General features: G+C 60.9%; 15 protein-coding genes. 8 read left to right on the plus strand and 7 right to left on the minus strand.

Going from position 1 to position 16,718, the window contains the following annotated elements:
• The first annotated feature begins 255 nt into the window (after positions 1-255).
• Genes gcvA through rlmM form a run of 3 tightly spaced genes read left to right on the plus strand, consistent with a single transcriptional unit; the run spans position 256 to position 2,681 of the window.
• Complete coding sequence (gene gcvA, locus B8P98_RS05275) at positions 256-1,173, plus strand: glycine cleavage system transcriptional regulator GcvA (protein ID WP_002915545.1); 918 nt, start codon at positions 256-258, stop codon at positions 1,171-1,173.
• A gap of 19 nt (positions 1,174-1,192) precedes the next feature.
• Positions 1,193-1,588 (plus strand): DUF423 domain-containing protein, encoded by a 396-nt coding sequence (locus B8P98_RS05280; protein WP_002915543.1) that lies wholly within the window; start codon positions 1,193-1,195, stop codon positions 1,586-1,588.
• The gene (rlmM, locus tag B8P98_RS05285; RefSeq protein ID WP_095032803.1) at positions 1,581-2,681 is read left to right on the plus strand and encodes a 23S rRNA (cytidine(2498)-2'-O)-methyltransferase RlmM; all 1,101 of its coding nucleotides are present in this window, start codon (positions 1,581-1,583) and stop codon (positions 2,679-2,681) included. The genes B8P98_RS05280 and rlmM overlap by 8 nt, the downstream gene beginning before the upstream one ends.
• A 49-nt stretch (positions 2,682-2,730) precedes the next feature.
• Here rlmM and fucR read toward each other — a convergent pair whose 3' ends face one another.
• The 5 genes from fucR to fucP all read right to left on the minus strand — a co-directional run bounded on the left by fucR (position 2,731) and on the right by fucP (position 8,568).
• Positions 2,731-3,441 (minus strand): L-fucose operon activator, encoded by a 711-nt coding sequence (gene fucR, locus B8P98_RS05290; protein ID WP_025713289.1) that lies wholly within the window; start codon positions 3,439-3,441, stop codon positions 2,731-2,733.
• A 58-nt stretch (positions 3,442-3,499) separates the two neighbouring features.
• A complete protein-coding gene (gene fucU / locus B8P98_RS05295) occupies positions 3,500-3,922 on the minus strand; it encodes an L-fucose mutarotase (RefSeq protein WP_025713288.1) in 423 nt (140 codons plus the stop codon).
• Complete coding sequence (gene fucK, locus B8P98_RS05300; RefSeq protein ID WP_095032804.1) at positions 3,915-5,342, minus strand: L-fuculokinase; 1,428 nt, start codon at positions 5,340-5,342, stop codon at positions 3,915-3,917. Before fucK ends, fucU begins: the two co-directional genes overlap by 8 nt.
• 107 nt (positions 5,343-5,449) lie before the next feature.
• Positions 5,450-7,225 (minus strand): L-fucose isomerase, encoded by a 1,776-nt coding sequence (gene fucI, locus B8P98_RS05305; RefSeq protein ID WP_087804608.1) that lies wholly within the window; start codon positions 7,223-7,225, stop codon positions 5,450-5,452.
• 32 nt (positions 7,226-7,257) lie between these two features.
• Entirely contained in the window at positions 7,258-8,568 is a 1,311-nt protein-coding gene (gene fucP, locus B8P98_RS05310; RefSeq protein WP_095032805.1) for an L-fucose:H+ symporter permease, read from the minus strand.
• 566 nt (positions 8,569-9,134) lie between these two features.
• Between fucP and fucA the strand changes: the two genes are divergently transcribed.
• Both fucA and fucO read left to right on the plus strand, forming a co-directional pair.
• Positions 9,135-9,782: an L-fuculose-phosphate aldolase gene (fucA, locus tag B8P98_RS05315; protein ID WP_080924677.1), complete on the plus strand. Its 648-nt coding sequence runs from the start codon at positions 9,135-9,137 to the stop codon at positions 9,780-9,782.
• A gap of 27 nt (positions 9,783-9,809) precedes the next feature.
• Positions 9,810-10,958, plus strand: coding sequence for a lactaldehyde reductase (gene fucO, locus B8P98_RS05320; protein ID WP_025713284.1), 1,149 nt, complete (start codon positions 9,810-9,812; stop codon positions 10,956-10,958).
• A 69-nt stretch (positions 10,959-11,027) separates the two neighbouring features.
• Here fucO and xni read toward each other — a convergent pair whose 3' ends face one another.
• Together xni and B8P98_RS05330 are read right to left on the minus strand one after the other, a co-directional pair.
• Positions 11,028-11,783, minus strand: a complete 756-nt coding sequence (gene xni, locus B8P98_RS05325) for a flap endonuclease Xni (protein WP_025713283.1) — start codon at positions 11,781-11,783, stop codon at positions 11,028-11,030.
• Between the two features lie 96 nt (positions 11,784-11,879).
• The gene (locus B8P98_RS05330) at positions 11,880-13,823 is read right to left on the minus strand and encodes a sigma-54-dependent Fis family transcriptional regulator (RefSeq protein WP_025713282.1); all 1,944 of its coding nucleotides are present in this window, start codon (positions 13,821-13,823) and stop codon (positions 11,880-11,882) included.
• 77 nt (positions 13,824-13,900) lie between these two features.
• Here B8P98_RS05330 and B8P98_RS30705 point away from each other — a divergent pair, with 77 nt between their 5' ends.
• The 3 genes from B8P98_RS30705 to B8P98_RS05340 all read left to right on the plus strand — a co-directional run bounded on the left by B8P98_RS30705 (position 13,901) and on the right by B8P98_RS05340 (position 16,711).
• Positions 13,901-14,017 (plus strand): hypothetical protein, encoded by a 117-nt coding sequence (locus B8P98_RS30705; RefSeq protein WP_167382644.1) that lies wholly within the window; start codon positions 13,901-13,903, stop codon positions 14,015-14,017.
• A gap of 77 nt (positions 14,018-14,094) precedes the next feature.
• Complete coding sequence (ssuD, locus tag B8P98_RS05335) at positions 14,095-15,267, plus strand: FMNH2-dependent alkanesulfonate monooxygenase (RefSeq protein ID WP_008806267.1); 1,173 nt, start codon at positions 14,095-14,097, stop codon at positions 15,265-15,267.
• A 46-nt stretch (positions 15,268-15,313) separates the two neighbouring features.
• On the plus strand, positions 15,314-16,711 hold the full coding sequence (locus tag B8P98_RS05340) for an FAD/NAD(P)-binding protein (protein ID WP_095032806.1): 1,398 nt from the start codon (positions 15,314-15,316) through the stop codon (positions 16,709-16,711).
• The last annotated feature ends 7 nt before the right edge of the window (positions 16,712-16,718 follow it).

The raw sequence follows: 16,718 nt of genomic DNA on the forward strand, positions 1-16,718 counted from the left end.
GCTTTGCTACCAGGGTCTGCAAAGACAGACCAATTGCAAACACAACAACACAACATCACAACCGTAAGCCAAAAGCTTGATGGAACACGCATTCCAAAAAAAGCTTCTCGTTCCGGCTCAGGAAGTGCCGCCACTATAGGTATTTGCTGGTAGAACCTCAACGGACAATTTATAATGGCTCAGATAAAAAAAACTAATAGGTTAATCATTGTTTCCTATTTGTTAAATTGAGTTAACATCTAAGCCAGAATAACCATGTCGAAGCGATTACCACCTCTGAATGCATTACGTGTTTTTGATGCAGCCGCACGTCATCTCAGCTTCACTCGGGCAGCCGATGAGCTTTTTGTGACGCAGGCCGCAGTCAGCCATCAAATCAAGTCTCTCGAGGATTTTCTGGGCCTTAAGCTGTTCCGTCGGCGCAATCGTTCGCTGCTGTTAACGGAAGAAGGGCAGAGCTATTTTCAGGATATTAAAGAGATTTTTTCGCAACTGACGGAAGCGACGCGTAAACTGCAGGCGCGCAGCGCCAAAGGGGCATTAACGGTCAGTTTATTGCCAAGTTTCGCCATTCAGTGGCTGGTGCCAAGACTCACAAGCTTTAACTCAGCTTATCCGGGAATCGACGTCAGGATCCAGGCAGTGGACCGTCAGGAGGATAAGCTGGCGGACGATGTCGATGTGGCGATTTTTTACGGCCGCGGCAACTGGCCGGGCCTGCGTGTGGAAAAATTGTACGCCGAATATCTGCTGCCGGTCTGTTCCCCGCTCTTGCTCACCGGCGACAAAGCATTGAAAACGCCTGCCGATCTGGCGCAACATACCCTGCTTCACGATGCGTCCCGCCGCGACTGGCAAACTTATACCCGTCAGCTTGGTCTAAGCCATATTAATGTGCAGCAGGGGCCGATTTTCAGCCATAGCGCGATGGTGCTGCAGGCGGCCATTCACGGGCAGGGCGTGGCGCTGGCCAACAACGTGATGGCGCAGTCCGAAATTGAAGCCGGTCGCCTGGTGTGTCCGTTTAATGATGTTCTGGTCAGTAAGAATGCGTTTTACCTTGTTTGCCATGACAGTCAGGCAGAACTGGGTAAAATAGCCGCTTTCCGGCAGTGGATCCTGGCGAAAGCGGCAAGTGAACAAGAAAAATTCCGCTTTCGTTATGAACAATAATTACTTGTAGGGTAACAACATGACCAGCCGTTTTATGCTGATATTCGCCGCGATTAGCGGCTTTATCTTTGTGGCTCTGGGCGCCTTTGGCGCGCATGTATTAAGTCAATCGCTTGGCGCGGCGGAGATGGCCTGGATCCATACCGGCCTGGAATATCAGGCCTTCCATACCCTGGCGATTTTTGGTCTGGCGGTGGCGATGCAGCGTCGGATCAGTATCTGGTTCTACTGGAGCAGCGTTTTTCTGGCGTTAGGGACCGTGCTGTTCAGCGGCAGCCTCTACTGCCTGGCGCTCTCTCATTTACGCCTGTGGGCGTTCGTGACCCCGGTGGGCGGCGTAAGCTTCCTCGCCGGTTGGGTTTTAATGTTAATTGGTGCAATTCGTCTGAAACGTAAGGGCGTTGTTCATGAATAAGGTTGTCCTCTATTGTCGCCCTGGGTTTGAGAAAGAGTGCGCAGCAGAAATTACCGATAAGGCGGCCCGCCTTGAGGTGTTTGGTTTTGCCCGGGTCAAAGAAGACTCTGGCTATGTAATTTTTGAAGGTTATCAGCAGGATGACGGCGAGATACTGGTGCGCGATCTGCCGTTCAGCTCGCTGATTTTTGCCCGCCAGATGTTCGTGGTCGGCGAACTGCTGCGCGATCTGCCGCCGGAGGATCGCATCACGCCGATCGTCGGCATGCTGCAGGGCGTGGTGGAGAAGGGTGGCGAGCTGCGTGTGGAAGTGGCGGATACCAACGAAAGCAAAGAGCTGATGAAGTTCTGCCGCAAGTTTACGGTGCCGCTGCGTGCGGCGCTGCGCGAGGCGGGCGTGCTGACCAACTATGAAACGCCAAAGCGACCGGTGGTGCATGTGTTCTTTATCGCACCCGGCTGCTGCTATACCGGCTACTCATACAGCAACAACAACTCACCGTTCTATATGGGCATTCCGCGGCTGAAGTTTCCGTCCGACGCCCCGAGCCGTTCCACCCTCAAGCTGGAAGAGGCGTTCCACGTCTTTATTCCGGCGGACGAGTGGGACGAGCGTCTGGCGAACGGCATGTATGCCGTCGATCTCGGCGCCTGCCCGGGCGGCTGGACCTATCAGCTGGTGAAGCGCAACATGTGGGTCTCTTCGGTCGATAACGGCCCGATGGCCCAGAGCCTGATGGACACCGGCCAGGTGACCTGGCTGCGCGAAGACGGCTTCCGCTATCGTCCGAACCGCAACAACATCTCGTGGATGGTCTGCGATATGGTGGAGAAACCGGCGAAGGTGGCGGCGCTGATGGCGCAGTGGCTGGTCAACGGCTGGTGCCGGGAGACCATCTTCAACCTCAAGCTGCCGATGAAAAAGCGCTATGAAGAGGTGTCGCAGAATCTGGCCTATATTCAGGCCCAGCTGGACGAGCACGGCATCAACGCCCAGATCCAGGCGCGTCAGCTGTATCACGATCGTGAAGAGGTGACCGTTCACGTGCGTCGCCTGTGGGCCGCCGTCGGCGGACGTCGCGACGAGCGCTAATCCCTCCCCCCTCAGGCCGGAGACGCATGCGCGTCCTCCGGCCTTCCCCTTAAGGCTGCGGCGCATCCGACACAATATGCGTCACGTCATCCAGATGACCAATCCTCGCCTCGCCGGAGCGGTTGAATTTGCTTTTGTCGATCAGCAGCAGCGACTGCGCCGCGCGCTTAAGCAGGATCGATTTAAAGTCGGCATTGAACGCATTGGAGTCCCACAGTGCGCCCTGTGAATCGATGCCTTCGCAGGAAAAAATAAACAGATCGATCTCCAGCGATTTCAGCTGGGAAATCAGCGCCGGGTTAACGTAGCAGCCATATTTCCGCTGCAGAGTGCCGCCAGAGCAGGTGAGCGCGATCTGGTCGCGTTTGGCCAGCTCCTGGCAGATGGGCTGGCTGTTGGTAAAGACGTGCAGCGGGCGGTCCGGCAGCTGGCGGGCGAGATACCAGCAGGTGGAGCTGGCATCGAGGGCGATCACCATCCCTTCGTCAATCCAGGCCAGCGCTTCACGGGCGATATCGGCTTTATGCGCGTAATGGCTTTTCAGGCGCATGTGGAAAGGGTCACCGCTGTCCTGGCTGCGCTGGTGGATCACTTTGGCCCGGCCGTGGTTGCGCAGCACTTTGCCCTGTGCCTGCAGCTCGCTCAGATCGCGGCGAATGGTTTCCCTGCTGACGTTGAGCTGTTTTGACAAGGTTTCGGTGGTCAGGCTGCTGTGGGTGATCAGGAGATCGACGATCGCCTGCTGGCGGGCTGCTTTCATTTATTCTCATCCCATCATTAATTGAGCGTCTGCATCAGGCAGACGCTCCGGCATGAGATTACGGCGTGACTCCTTTTTTTAAAAGGATATTTCCGTACTTAGCGCACTCTCCTGTGATAACGATCGCAAAGGCTTTTTGCGCCCGGTCGTAGAAGGCAAAGCGGTCAATCCGCACGATATCCGGGCAGGGCGCCTGCACCGAGAGCGCCTGCCGATAGCGCTGTTCCACCGTCGGGTCGAGCGCATCGCCTTCGACGGCGGCCATCATCACCAGCGGCGGCGCGTAGCTGTCTAACTCGAACAGCGGGATAATCGCCTGCAGCAGATCGCTGACCCGCAGGCCATCGGCGCGGATCACCTGCGGCCCCATGCTGTGCGCCGGGAAATGGGCATCGGAAAAAATGATTTCATCCCCATGGCCCATTTCGGCCAGCACTTTCAGCAGTTCCGGCGATATCAGCGGGGAAATAGTTTTAAGCATCTCGGGTTTCCTCTGTTAATTCAGGTTCAGTTTGCGGCCAGAAATAGCGGTAGCGGTACGCGACCTGCGCTCTGGCCTGCTCCGGGGAAGAGAACTCGCCCACGCCATACCAGCCAAACATCGCCGCGCCGGCTACCGTGGTTTCGGCATCGTCGAGAACTTTGACCGGTATCCCGAGTCGGTTGGCCTTGATCTGGTTCCACAGCGCGTTGCGGCTGCCGCCGCCGACCAGCAGTAGCTCTTGCGCCCGGAAACGGCCGATTTTTTCCAGGGTTTGCAGATGCTGCGCCAGCTGATCGCTTAACCCCTCCAGCGCGGCGCGGTAAAAATGGCCGCGGGTGGTGTTAAGCGTGACGCCCTGCCAGCCGGCGTGCTGGCTGGCGAGCAGGTCGCACTGCATCCTGACGCCCTGGGCGCCGGGCGGGATCGCCTGCGCTTCGTTAATCAGCGTCTGCCACGGGGTGTCAGCGCTCCACAGCAGTTTGCGCACCCATTCGAGCACGCCGGAGGCCAGCCACTGCATCCCCGGGTTATAGCGGCCCGGCTGGCTGTCCAGTTCGCAGGTGGAGCCGCTGTAGTCACAGAGCAGCGAGGTGTCGACCTGCGCGCTGCGCACCATCAGGATCTCCCAGGTCCCGGAGGAGAGCACCGGCTCATCCTGCCCGGCGCCGGCGCCAAACAGGGCGAACTGGGTATCATGCCCGGCCGAGATAACCGGGATCCCGACGGGAAGGCCCAGCAGCGCAGCGGCCTCCGGCAGCAGGGCGCCGATCGGCTGGCCTGCTTCAACCAGCCGCGGAAACAGGCGGCGCGGCAGGCCGGTCGCCTGCAGGATTGGCGCGCTGAAATCGCGCTGCCGGAGATCGAGCATCTGGCTGGTGCCCGCCATGGTGAGGTCGGTGGTGAACTCCCCGGTCAGCCGGTGGTTGATCAGCGATGAAATAAACAGCCAGGCATGGGCCTGCGCCAGCAGCTGCGGGTGGTTCTCTTTCAGCCAGATCAGCTTATACAGGGTGTTGAACGCAAAGGCGCCGACGCCGGCAATCTGCTGCAGCTGGCGCGCGGGCATATACTGGCGGATATTCTCCATCACCGCCGCGGTGCGCGGGCATTTCCAGCTGATGATTGGATACAGCAGGGCACCCTGCTCATCCACCAGCGCGCCATCGACGCCAAAGGTCGTGACGGTAATACCGCGCACCGTGCAGGAGGCCAGCTGGTCGTGGATCTGCCGACAGCAGTCGGCAAAGCGCTGCATAATGGCCTCCAGCGACCACTGGTGCCAGTCGCTGTTCTCCGCCGGGATGTCGCTGGCGTTCGCCGTTGCGGCGCGGGCGATAATGTTTCCCTGTCGGTCAACGGCCATCGCCCGCACGTTGGTGGCGCCGCAGTCGAGGACCAGGATAACGTCTTGCTTCATAGTGACTCCCGAAACAACATTGCCGGATGGCGCAGCGCTTATCCGGCCTACAGACCGCGCGCATCTGTAGGACCGGTAAGCCTGCGCCTCCGGGCAAAACCAACCTGTTAACGCTTATACAGCGGCCCGTAGTTCTGGCAGGCGCGGTAGTCCTGGCCTTCGATATCCATGCCGTGCGCGGCCCAGGCGGAAGGGCGGTAGATTTTCGCCGCTTCCACGTTGTGCATGCAGACCGGAATGCGCAGCATGGCGGCGAGGGTAATGAAATCCGCGCCAACGTGGCCGATGGTCAGCACACCGTGGTTGGCGCCCCAGTTGGCCATCACCGAGTACACATCGCTGAACGGGCCCTCGCCGGTCAGGCGTGGGGCAAACCAGGTGGTGGGCCAGGTGGAGTTGGTGCGGGCGTCGAGCTGGTCGTGCATCGCTTTGGGCAGCGCCACGCTCCAGCCTTCGGCAATTTGCAGCACCGGCCCCAGACCTTTGATGATGTTCACCCGGGTCATGGTGAACGGCACGCCGCCTTCGGTCAGGAAGCGGGAAGAGAAGCCGCCGCCGCGGAAGTATTCGTGGATCGCCGGGCACCATTCGGTCGCTGCGAGGCAGGCATCCGCCTCGTTCTGCTCAATCTCCCAGTGAGGTTTCATCGTCGGGTTGCCCTGCGCGTCGCGCTGCTGGCAGGAGCCGTCCAGCGCCGCAGAGCCGGAGTTAATCAGGTGAATGATGCCGTGCTCCGCCCGCCCGGTGAGCGGCTGCCCGGTGACCCGCTCCACGGCATCCGGCGACCAGTAGGTGCGCACGTCGGCAAACACCTGGGCGGTGCCGGTGAGCTGGTGACCCATCAGCATGGCCACGCCGTTGAGGCTGTCGTTTTCGGTAGCGACGACAAACGGCTCGCGCACCCCGTTCCAGTCAAAAGAGCTGTTGAGCAACGCTTCGGCGGTATCGCCATTGGGGTATTGATCGGTCCAGTGGCGCTGACCCTGGAAACCGGCGGCGATGGCGTTATAGCCCAGCGACTCCTCCACCAGCCCTTTTTCCGCCAGCTTCGGGTTGCCCTGCATCATGTCGCGGATGCACATCGCCATCAGCAGGCTCTCTTTGAGCACCGCGCGGCTCTGCGTTTCATTGCGCTTATACTGCTCGGCGTTCTGATCTTCACCATAGCGGAAGTGTTTATCCGCCCACGCCAGCGCCATCTCCAGCTCGGTTTCATCATAGATTTTCTGATCGATTCGCCGGCGCAGCTCCGTCATGTCGACAGCCTGCACCTTCATGCCGAGCCAGGATTCAAAGAAATTGTGGTCGACGATGGAGCCGGCGATGCCCATTGAGACGCCGCCCAGCGACAGATAGCTTTTCCCTTTCATGCTGGCGACCGCCAGGCCGGCGCGCGCGAAGCGCAACAGCTTCTCTTCGACGTCCGCCGGGATCGAGGTGTCATCGGCATCCTGCACGTCATGCCCGTAGATGGAGAACGCCGGGATCCCTTTCTGGCTATGGGCCGCCAGCGCGGCGGCCAGATAGACCGCCCCCGGACGCTCGGTGCCGTTAAAGCCCCAGATGGCCTTCGGGCGCAGCGGATCCATGTCGATGGTTTCGCTGCCGTAGCACCAGCAGGGGGTGACGGTGATGGTGACGCCGACGTTCTGGCTGCTGAATTTCTCTTCACAGGCAGCCGACTCGGCCATGCCGGCGATACAGGTATCGGCAATCACACACTCCACCCGGGCGCCGCAGGCGTGGCGCAGTTTCTCGCTAATAAGCGCGGCGGTGGCTTTCGCCATGTTCATGGTTTGCGCTTCCAGCGACTCGCGGACTCCCATGCGACGACCATCGATTACCGGACGAATACCGATCTTCGGTAAGCTGATTTTTTTCATTACAGATCCCTCAGGTTATGCGGATAACAGGTTTAGTTCGTCGCCGCTTGTGAACGGAAACGGGCAAAAATAAAGATGATGGCGAAGCACAGCGCCGGGACCAGTTCGGCGGTCGGAATATTGCCGGCGGCGTCGCTGACAAAGCCCATCACCGGGGTGACGATCCCGCCGCCGATAATGGTCATGACGATAAATGACGAGCCATATTTGGTGTCCTGGCCCAGATGCTTAATCCCCAGCGAGAAGATGGTGGGGTACTGAATGGACATAAAGGCGCTGCACAGGGTCAGGGCCAGCAGGCCGACGTGGCCGCCGCTGAAGGCGGAGAGCAAGCAGAGCAGCATGGCGATAAGCGCATAGATAGCGAGCACGTTATGCGGCGCAAAGCGGCGGATAAGCCAGGTGCCGGTAAAACGGCCGATAAAGAAGCAGACCATGGTGCCGGTCAGGTAGTTGGCGGCGAAACCGGCCGTCATGCCCGGGATCTCTTCGATAGCGTAGCGAATCAGATAGCTCCAGCAGGCGGTTTGCGCGCCGACGTAGCAGAACTGGGCCAGCACCGCCCAGCGCCAGTGACGGATGCGCATCAGGCGCGTCAGCGAGGCGAAAAAAGTACTCTGCGCGCTATCGCTGTGGTCATCACTTTGCAGGGACGGGAAACGGGTGCAGACGATCAGCAAGGCGACCAGCAGGACGATAGCCACGATAATCATATAGGGGGTTTGTACCGACAGGACCAGACTGTGTTTCCAGGCGCTGAGCTGTTCCGGCGTCATTTTATCCAGCACCTCCTGCGGCTGATGCGGGACGTTAGACAAAATAAGACTCTGGCCAAATACCACGGCAATAATGGCGCCAAACGAGTTAAAGGTCTGGGCCAGATTAAGGCGGAAGTGACCGCCGCTTTCCGGACCGAGGACGGTGACAAACGGGTTGGCCGCCGTTTCCAGACAGCCAAGCCCGGCGGCGATAATAAACAATCCAATCAGAAATAAGGTGTAATTCATCACTTCGGCCGCAGGCCAGAACAGCGCGGCGCCGCAGGCATATAAAAACAGGCCGGTAAGAATGCCGGCTTTATAGCTGAATTTCTTCATCAGCATCCCGGCGGGGATGGGAATTATAAAATAGCCAAAATAAAAAGCTGACTGGATTAATCCAGCCTGAAAATTAGTCAGGGTAAAGGCCTGTTGAAATTGTGGTAATAAAATATCATTCAGATTATTAGCCACGGCCCACAGGAAAAAGAGAGAGCATAGCAGAGCAAACGGAATAATGTAGCTCTTACTCTGCCCGCTCTCCATCGCGCGGTAACTTTTCTTTGGTATCGTTGTGTTTCCCATAGCGTCCTCATCAGTTCATAAGCATTTACAACAGCATGCAGGGCGCAGTCTGGTGCTGCAGCAGACCGCAAAATTAAGTGAGCTCAGGTGACGCGCCAGTGAGTGAAATGAAAGTCACGGCGGAACTCATGGCTTCATTTTCAAATAAAAAATGCCTGTTAATATGATGATGGTCACACTTAACGTGCTGTGGACCATTTTATGTGATAATTGTCACTTTAATTTTTCAAAAATACTGACCGTTTGAGGAAATAAATTCACAAAACCACAACGCTAATGACCGAATGAATATATATCGCGGAAAACGGGCAAATGTTACCAGAAAATAAAATGCCCGCTTGATGAAATATTATTAAGAACGGGCATTTTAAACGCTCTCTTAACGGACGTAATTCAACTTTCCATGACGGAATTATTGACGTGGTTCACAAATTGTCGCTATGAGAATTCCCCTGTGAGTATTCCGGCTGAAGATGGAGAGCATTATTCAACCTATCCCACGGTAGCCGCCGCTATTTTGATTGCCCTGCCGTTGACGGATGATGAGTCGCCAAAAGAGGAAAACAATGGAAAGAAACAGACTGGCCCGGCAGATTATCGATACCTGCCTGGAAATGACCCGCCTGGGGTTAAATCAGGGGACCGCCGGCAATGTCAGCGTGCGCTATCAGGGGGGGATGCTGATCACCCCTACCGGCATCCCGTATGAAAAACTGACGGAAGACAAGATCGTCTTTATTGATGCCGACGGCCAGCATGAGCAGGGAAAACTGCCCTCCAGCGAATGGCGTTTTCATCAGGCGGCCTACCAGACGCGACCCGATGCCCAGGCGGTGGTCCATAATCACGCCGTTCATTGTACCGCGGTGTCGATCCTCAACCGGCCGATCCCGGCCATCCACTATATGATCGCCGCGGCCGGCGGGAATTCGATCCCCTGCGCGCCCTATGCCACCTTCGGCACCCGCGAACTGTCTGAGCATGTCGCGGTGGCGCTGAAGCACCGCAAAGCCACGCTGTTGCAGCATCACGGCCTGATCGCCTGCGAGGCCAGCCTGGAAAAAGCGCTGTGGCTGGCGCACGAAGTGGAAGTCCTGGCCCAGCTCTACCTCAGCACCCTGGCGATTAGCGACCCGGTGCCGGTGCTGGATGACGAGGCGATCGCCATCGTGCTGGAGAAGTTCAAAACCTACGGATTACGTATTGAAGAGTGATGCCGCAACGCTAACAGGAGAGACGTGATGGCAAACAGAATGATCCTCAACGAAACGGCATGGTTTGGCCGGGGGGCGATAAACGCATTAACCGATGAAGTGGCGCGGCGCGGCTATCGCAAGGCATTGATCGTCACCGACAGCACCCTCGCCCGGTGCGGCGTGGTGGCGAAAGTCACTGACAAACTGGATGCCGCCGGGCTGGCATGGGATATGTTCAGCGACGTTATCCCTAACCCGACCATTGCCGTGGTCCAGCAGGGGCTGCAGGCCTTTCAGCGCAGCGGGGCGGATTACCTGATCGCCATCGGCGGCGGTTCGCCGCAGGATACCTGTAAGGCGATCGGTATTATTCAGCGTAACCCGGAATTCGCCGATGTCCGTAGCCTCGAGGGACTGTCGCCCACCCGTCAGCCCAGCGTGCCGATCTTCGCGGTGCCGACCACCGCGGGTACCGCGGCGGAGGTGACGATTAACTATGTCATCACCGATGAAGAACAGCGGCGCAAGTTCGTCTGTGTCGACCCGCATGACATTCCGCAGGTGGCCTTTATCGATGCCGATATGATGGACGCCATGCCGCCGGCGCTGAAGGCGGCCACCGGCGTGGACGCCCTGACGCACGCTATCGAAGGCTATCTCACCCGCGGCGCCTGGGCTTTGACCGATGCGCTGCACCTCAAGGCCATCGAGATCATTGCCGGGGCGCTGCGCGGCTCGGTTGCCGGAGACCCCGGGGCGGGCGAAGCCATGGCGCTCGGCCAGTATGTGGCGGGGATGGGATTTTCCAACGTCGGCCTCGGGCTGGTACACGGCATGGCGCATCCGCTCGGCGCTTTTTACAACACGCCGCACGGCGTGGCGAATGCCATCCTGCTGCCACACGTGATGCGCTTTAATGCTGAGGCGACGGGGGAAAAATATCGCGACATCGCCCGGGCGATGGGCGTCAGGGTGGAAGCGTTAAGCCTGACTGCCGCGCGCCAGGCGGCAGTGGAGGCGGTCTGCCAGCTAAACCGGGACGTCGGTATTCCCGGCCATCTGCGCGAGGTGGGCGTCAGGAAAGAGGATATTCCGGCGCTGGCGCAGGCGGCGCTGGAGGATGTGTGTACCGGCGGCAACCCGCGCGAGGCGAGCCTGGCCGATATCGTCGGGTTATATCAGGCGGCCTGGTGATTGCCTGGCCCGGGTAAAGCAGGCAGTGCCGGAGCCGTTAGCCTTTAGCGGCGCACCTCCTGGCGAGGGTTAGCGCGTCAGCCGCAGCTGCTGCAGATTGCCATCCAGCTGTAAATCGGTCTGCAGGCGGGCCACTTCCCGGCAGGTGAACGCCATCTCCTGATGCGCGGCCAGCTTTTTGCGCCACTTCTCCGGGACCTCGGCCAGACGGGCGTACAGTCCTTCCAGGTCCTGAAACTCGTTCAACAGCTGGGCGGCGCTTTTGGGGCCAATGCCCGCCACGCCCGGCACTTTCGAGCTGCTGATCCCCGCCAGCCCCCAGTAATCCGCCAGCTGCTCCGGGGTGACGCCGAACTCGCTGGCGATGAAGGGCGCGTCCAGCCAGCGTTTCTGAAAGTAGTCGCGGATACGGATGGTGGGCGACAGCAGCTGACAGTAGCCTTTGTCGGTAGAGACGATGGTGGCCTGATGGCCCGCCTGGGCCACCTTCACCGCCAGGGTGGCGGCGAGGTCGTCCGCTTCGCTGCCCGGCGAGGCCCAGCAGCGGATCCCCCGCTGTTCGAAAGCGACCCGCAGCGCTGGCATCTCGGCCACCAGCGTCTCCGGCATCGGCGCGCGGCCGGCTTTGTACTCCGGCAGGCGCTGGTGACGCCAGCCGTGGGCGCGATCCTCATCATCGAACACCGCCACCGCATGGGTGGGCTGACTGTGGACGATCAGCTGCTCCAGCGCATGCAGGCAGGTATCGACGCAGGGCGAACCCTGCACCGCGTGGATGCGGCGGATCAGATTTAACGCGTCGACGATTAACAGATGAACAGCCACAGATACCCCCTTATTCTCAGCGCCTTTAGGGTAACATCGCCATCGGATCGAGGCTATCTGCGCCTGAACAATCAGGAAGATAACGCGCAAATTTCGCTAACTGACCGCCATCAGCGGGCTGACAACCCCCGGCGCGGGTTCGCCATACCACACCGCTTCGCGCACCGGGACCGGTTTGGCGATAAGTCCAAGGGCGTAAAAGCGATCGGCGATGGTCTGCTGGGCGCGGATCACCGACAGATCCATCGGCCGCGGGCGATGGCTGCGGCGGGCGAGGGCCATGCTCAGCGACCGGGCGTCGATCCCCAGCTCTGCCGAGAGTAAGCGGGCCGCTTCGCCGCGATGCGAGTCGATAAACTGCCCGGTGTGGGTCAGCTCCGTCAGCAGGCGGCGCATGATATCGCCATGCTGAGCGAGATAGTCCCGTCGCGAGAGATAAAACTGATGGTTGTTGACCCGGCCTTCGCCGCTGGCGACCACCCGCAGCTCGCCAGTGTGTTCGGCGTCGCTGAGCAGCGGATCCCACATCATCCAGGCGTCAACCGCCAGGTAGTCGCTGGCGGTCAGCGGGTATTTCGGCGGGGTATAGACCACCCGCACGTCGTTCAGCCCCAGACCGGCGTCCTCGAGGATCTGCAGCAGCAGCCAGTGGACATTCGACCCTTTATTGAGGGCGATGCGTTTGCCGCGCAGATCGCTGAGCTGGCGGATGTCGCTCTCCTGCGGGACGACCATCGCCACGCTGCGCGGCGCCGGCGGCTCCCACGCCACGTACATCAGTTCGCTGTTGCTGGCCTGGGCGAACACCGGCGGCGCTTCCCCGGTGGTGCCAAAGTCGATTTCGTTGCAGGCGAGGGCGTGGAGGAGCTGCGGTCCGGCAGGAAACTCACTCCACAGCACGTTGACGCCGAGGCTGGCGAAGGCGGTTTCCAGACTCTGGCGGGCTTTCAGGATCCCGAGGCTGCCGAAGCGCTGGTAGCCAATGCGCAGTTCGCGATCGGCCCCGGCCGCGCTGGCGAACGCCCGCGGCGGGGAAGGGGGACGGCGGCGGCTTTTGATCAGCCCGAGGTTAGCGAGCTGGGTGCGCAAGGTATGCCGACTGATCCCCAGCAGCGCGGCCGCCTGGCTCTGGTTATCGTCGCAATGCGTCATGGCGTGACGAATCAGGGCGCTGGTTACCCGCTGCCATACCGGCTCGCCGGGAAGTGCCAGCTGGTGGCGGATAAAGTCGTCCAGCTCGTGGTCGCTCGCCGGCGCCGGGGCGTCATTGAGCGTCGCCAGACGCAACTGGGCGGGGCTTATCTCCTCTTCTTTACTGAGGAGCACCGCGTTGTGCAGGGTGTTTTCCAGCTCGCGAATATTGCCCGGCCACGAATAGTCCATCAGCCGGGCCAGTGATTCCGGCGCCAGACGCAGGGTTGGCCGCCCGAGGCGCCGGGCGTAGAGCGATAAAAAGTGGTGCGCCAGCAGCGGGATATCCTGCCGACGCTGGCGCAGCGGCGGCAGCGGCACCACCGCGATATTCAGCCGATAGTAGAGATCCTCGCGAAAGCGGCGCTCGCGGATCGCCTGGGCCAGGTCGACGTGGGTGGCGGCAATGACCCGGACGTTCACTTTAATCGCTTTGCGCGAGCCGACGCGGGTAATTTCACGCTCCTGCAGCACCCTCAGCAGTTTGACCTGCAGCGGCAGGCTTAATTCGCCGATCTCGTCCAGCAGCAGCGTTCCCCCTTCCGCGGCTTCAAACCAGCCGGGCTGTCCCTGCTGCGCGCCGGTGAAGGCGCCTTTCTCGTGACCGAACAGTTCAGCCTCGGCGAGGCTCTCGGTCAGCGCGCCGCAGTTGACTGCCAGAAACGGCTGCTGGCGGCGGGCGCTGTGGTGATGGAGATAGCGGGCCACCACCTCTTTGCCGGTGCCGGTTTCGCCCACGATCAAGACGGTGGCCTCCGTCGGCGCAAGTTTGTCCAGCAGGCTCTGAAAAGCCTTCGACGCCGGGTCGATCAGCGCAGGAGCGGTGGATGGGGATTCTGGGTTCAGCATAGCGGGCCTCCGGTCATTGACGCCCTGAACTTATCCTGCGGCGGCGACGGAAGCCAGAGGGGGAAGACCCGCAGCTGTTGCAAATGCGCCAGCGGATGCGCGGCGGCTGCGCGATTTGCAACAGCGCGGCGCGACGAGAATATTTCCAGTGCCTTGATTTAAAAAGATTAATTTTTTATTCACCATTGGCATGAATATCGCTAACACTCATATAACCAAATTAAAACATCTCTTCGATAAATATCGGATATGGTTATATAGGAAATAGATAATGACGCAGCAAGCTCCCGACAAGATCAATGTCTTCTGGTTCTTACCTACCCATGGTGATGGCCGCTATCTGGGCACCACCGAGGGGGGACGCCCGGTCGATTTACCTTATCTGCAGCAGGTGGCGCTGGCGGCCGACAGCCTGGGCTACTACGGCGTGCTGATCCCCACCGGTAAAAGCTGTGAAGATTCGTGGCTGGTGGCCTCGGCGCTGGCGCCGTTGACCCGTCGTCTGCGCTATCTGGTGGCGGTCAGGCCGGGCCTGCAGCCGCCGACGCTGGCGGCGCGGATGGCGGCCACCCTAGACCGTTTATCGGAAGGTCGGCTGCTGATCAACGTCGTCACCGGCGGCGACCCGGTGGAAAACAAAGGCGACGGTATCTTCCTCAGCCACAGCGAGCGCTATCAGGTGACCCGCGAATTTCTCGATGTTTACACCCGCCTGCTGCGTGGGGAAAAAGTGGACTATCACGGCGAGCATATTCACGTGGAAGGCGCTGAGGTGCTGTTCCCGCCGGTACAGGAGAATGGCCCGCCGCTCTATTTCGGCGGCTCTTCTGAGGCGGCCATCGATGTGGCGGCCGAGCAGATCGACAGCTATCTGACCTGGGGCGAACCCCCGGAACTGGTGGCGGAAAAGCTGGCGGTGGTGCGTGAGCGCGCCGCGGCCCGCGGACGTACTCTGCAGTACGGCATTCGTCTGCATGTGATTGTGCGCGAAACGGAAGAGGAGGCATGGGCCGCCGCCGACCGGCTGATCGCCCATCTTGACGACGATACCATCGCTCAGGCGCAAAAGATCTTCGCCCGCATGGACTCGGCCGGCCAGGCGCGAATGAGCGCCCTGCATCAGGGGTCGCGCGACAATCTGCGCATTGCGCCCAATCTGTGGGCTGGCGTCGGACTGGTGCGCGGCGGCGCGGGGACCGCGCTGGTGGGTAATCCGCAGCAGGTGGCGGAACGTATCCGCGAATATCAGGCGCTCGGCATCAGCAACTTTATCTTCTCCGGCTACCCGCATCTGGAAGAAGCGCACCGCTTTGCCGAGCTGGTGATGCCTCTGCTGCCGCTGGAAAACGCGGCCTCGTCGAAGGCGCGCAGCGTGAACACCGGTCCGTTTGGCGAAACCATCGGCGGCGATAAGCGCCCGGTGCGCCAGGTCAGCGCCAGCTGATGGCCCGGAGCGCGACCATGAGACAGCATACCGGAGGAGGGCTGCGATGAGTGCAGAACCGCATATCGTGATTATCGGCGGCGGCTTCAGCGGCGCGGCGGTGGCGATTAAGCTGCTGCGCCTGGCGCCGAACGGAGTGCGCGTGACGCTGCTGGAGCCGCGCCAGTTCCCCGGCGCCGGGGTGGCCTATTCCACCGCGGAGCCGACGCACCGGATTAACGTCCCGGCCGCCCGCATGCAGCTGGCCGGCGACGAAGAGGGCGCCTTTGATCGCTGGTACCGCCATCAGCCGGCTTTTGCCGCTGATGCTCAGGCCCTGCGTCCGGACGGGTCCGTCTATCCCCAGCGCGGCCAGTTTGGTCGCTATGTGGCACAACGTTTCGCCGATGCCGCGGCGTCCAGCGGCGGACGGCTTCGCCACCTGCGCGATCGGGCGCTCGCTTTTCATCAGGGGACGGTGACCACCGACGGCGGCCTGCAGCTGAAGGCCGACCTGCTGGTGCTGGCGATCAGCCATCCACCGCCTTCGCTGCCGGCCCAGGCCGAAGCCTGGCGTCATCATCCGGCGCTGATTGCCAACCCGTGGCAGCCCGGCGCGCTCGACGCCATCGCCCCGCATGCCCGGGTGGCGGTGATGGGCACCGGATTAACCATGGCCGATACGGTGGCGACGCTGGACCGGCTGGGCCACCGCGGCAGTATCGTCGCCTTTTCGCGCCACGGCCTGCTGTCGCGCGGCAACCTTAGCGGCGCGGGGGCAACCTGGACCGGCGACTATCAGCAGGGCAGCCTGCGCCAGCGCCTGCGTCAGATCCGCCTCGACGTCGCCTGTGCGGCGCAGCAGGGGCTGAGCTGGCAGGTGGTGCTGGATGCGGTTCGTCAGCAGGGGCAGCAGATCTGGCAGGCGCTCAGCGTCGCCGATCGCCAGCGTTTTCTGCGTCATCTGCGCCATTACTGGGATGTCCACCGCTACCGCGTGGCGCCGCAGGTTGCCGAGGTGCTGGAGGCGCGCCAGCGCACGGGCAGTCTGCAGGTGCAGGCGGCCAGGCTACTTTCGATGAGCGGTGAAGGCGAAACGCTGCATCTGACGCTGGCGCGGCGCGGCGGCGGTGTGCAGACGCTGAGTGTCGATCACCTGATCCTGACCACCGGACCCGCACACCGCGCCCTGACCGACAGCCAGCCATTTTTACAGGACCTCGCCCGCCGCGGCCTGATTCGCGCCGATGCCCTCGGCATGGGCCTGGAGGTGGACAGCCGTTCCCGGGCAGTGGCTGAAGCGCACGTTAAAGCGCTGCCGGTGCTGGTGGCCGGTCCGGCCGCCCGCGGGCGTTTTGGCGAACTGATGGGCCTGCCGCAGGTAGCCGACCATGCCGCTGACGTGGCTGCGCAAGCATTACTCACGCTCGGGATCCCGCAGGACTCCCGATGTCCAGCGTACTGAATACCTC

This window comes from Klebsiella quasivariicola (genome assembly GCF_002269255.1).
Classification (GTDB): Bacteria; Pseudomonadota; Gammaproteobacteria; order Enterobacterales; family Enterobacteriaceae; genus Klebsiella; species Klebsiella quasivariicola.

Coding starts and splice junctions, on each gene's coding strand:
- gcvA (WP_002915545.1), top strand. CDS start 256: ATGTCGAAGCGATTACCACCTCTGAATGCATTACGTGTTTTTGATGCA.
- B8P98_RS05280 (WP_002915543.1), top strand. CDS start 1,193: ATGACCAGCCGTTTTATGCTGATATTCGCCGCGATTAGCGGCTTTATC.
- rlmM (WP_095032803.1), top strand. CDS start 1,581: ATGAATAAGGTTGTCCTCTATTGTCGCCCTGGGTTTGAGAAAGAGTGC.
- fucR (WP_025713289.1), bottom strand. CDS start 3,441: ATGAAAGCAGCCCGCCAGCAGGCGATCGTCGATCTCCTGATCACCCAC.
- fucU (WP_025713288.1), bottom strand. CDS start 3,922: ATGCTTAAAACTATTTCCCCGCTGATATCGCCGGAACTGCTGAAAGTG.
- fucK (WP_095032804.1), bottom strand. CDS start 5,342: ATGAAGCAAGACGTTATCCTGGTCCTCGACTGCGGCGCCACCAACGTG.
- fucI (WP_087804608.1), bottom strand. CDS start 7,225: ATGAAAAAAATCAGCTTACCGAAGATCGGTATTCGTCCGGTAATCGAT.
- fucP (WP_095032805.1), bottom strand. CDS start 8,568: ATGGGAAACACAACGATACCAAAGAAAAGTTACCGCGCGATGGAGAGC.
- fucA (WP_080924677.1), top strand. CDS start 9,135: ATGGAAAGAAACAGACTGGCCCGGCAGATTATCGATACCTGCCTGGAA.
- fucO (WP_025713284.1), top strand. CDS start 9,810: ATGGCAAACAGAATGATCCTCAACGAAACGGCATGGTTTGGCCGGGGG.
- B8P98_RS05330 (WP_025713282.1), bottom strand. CDS start 13,823: ATGCTGAACCCAGAATCCCCATCCACCGCTCCTGCGCTGATCGACCCG.
- ssuD (WP_008806267.1), top strand. CDS start 14,095: ATGACGCAGCAAGCTCCCGACAAGATCAATGTCTTCTGGTTCTTACCT.
- B8P98_RS05340 (WP_095032806.1), top strand. CDS start 15,314: ATGAGTGCAGAACCGCATATCGTGATTATCGGCGGCGGCTTCAGCGGC.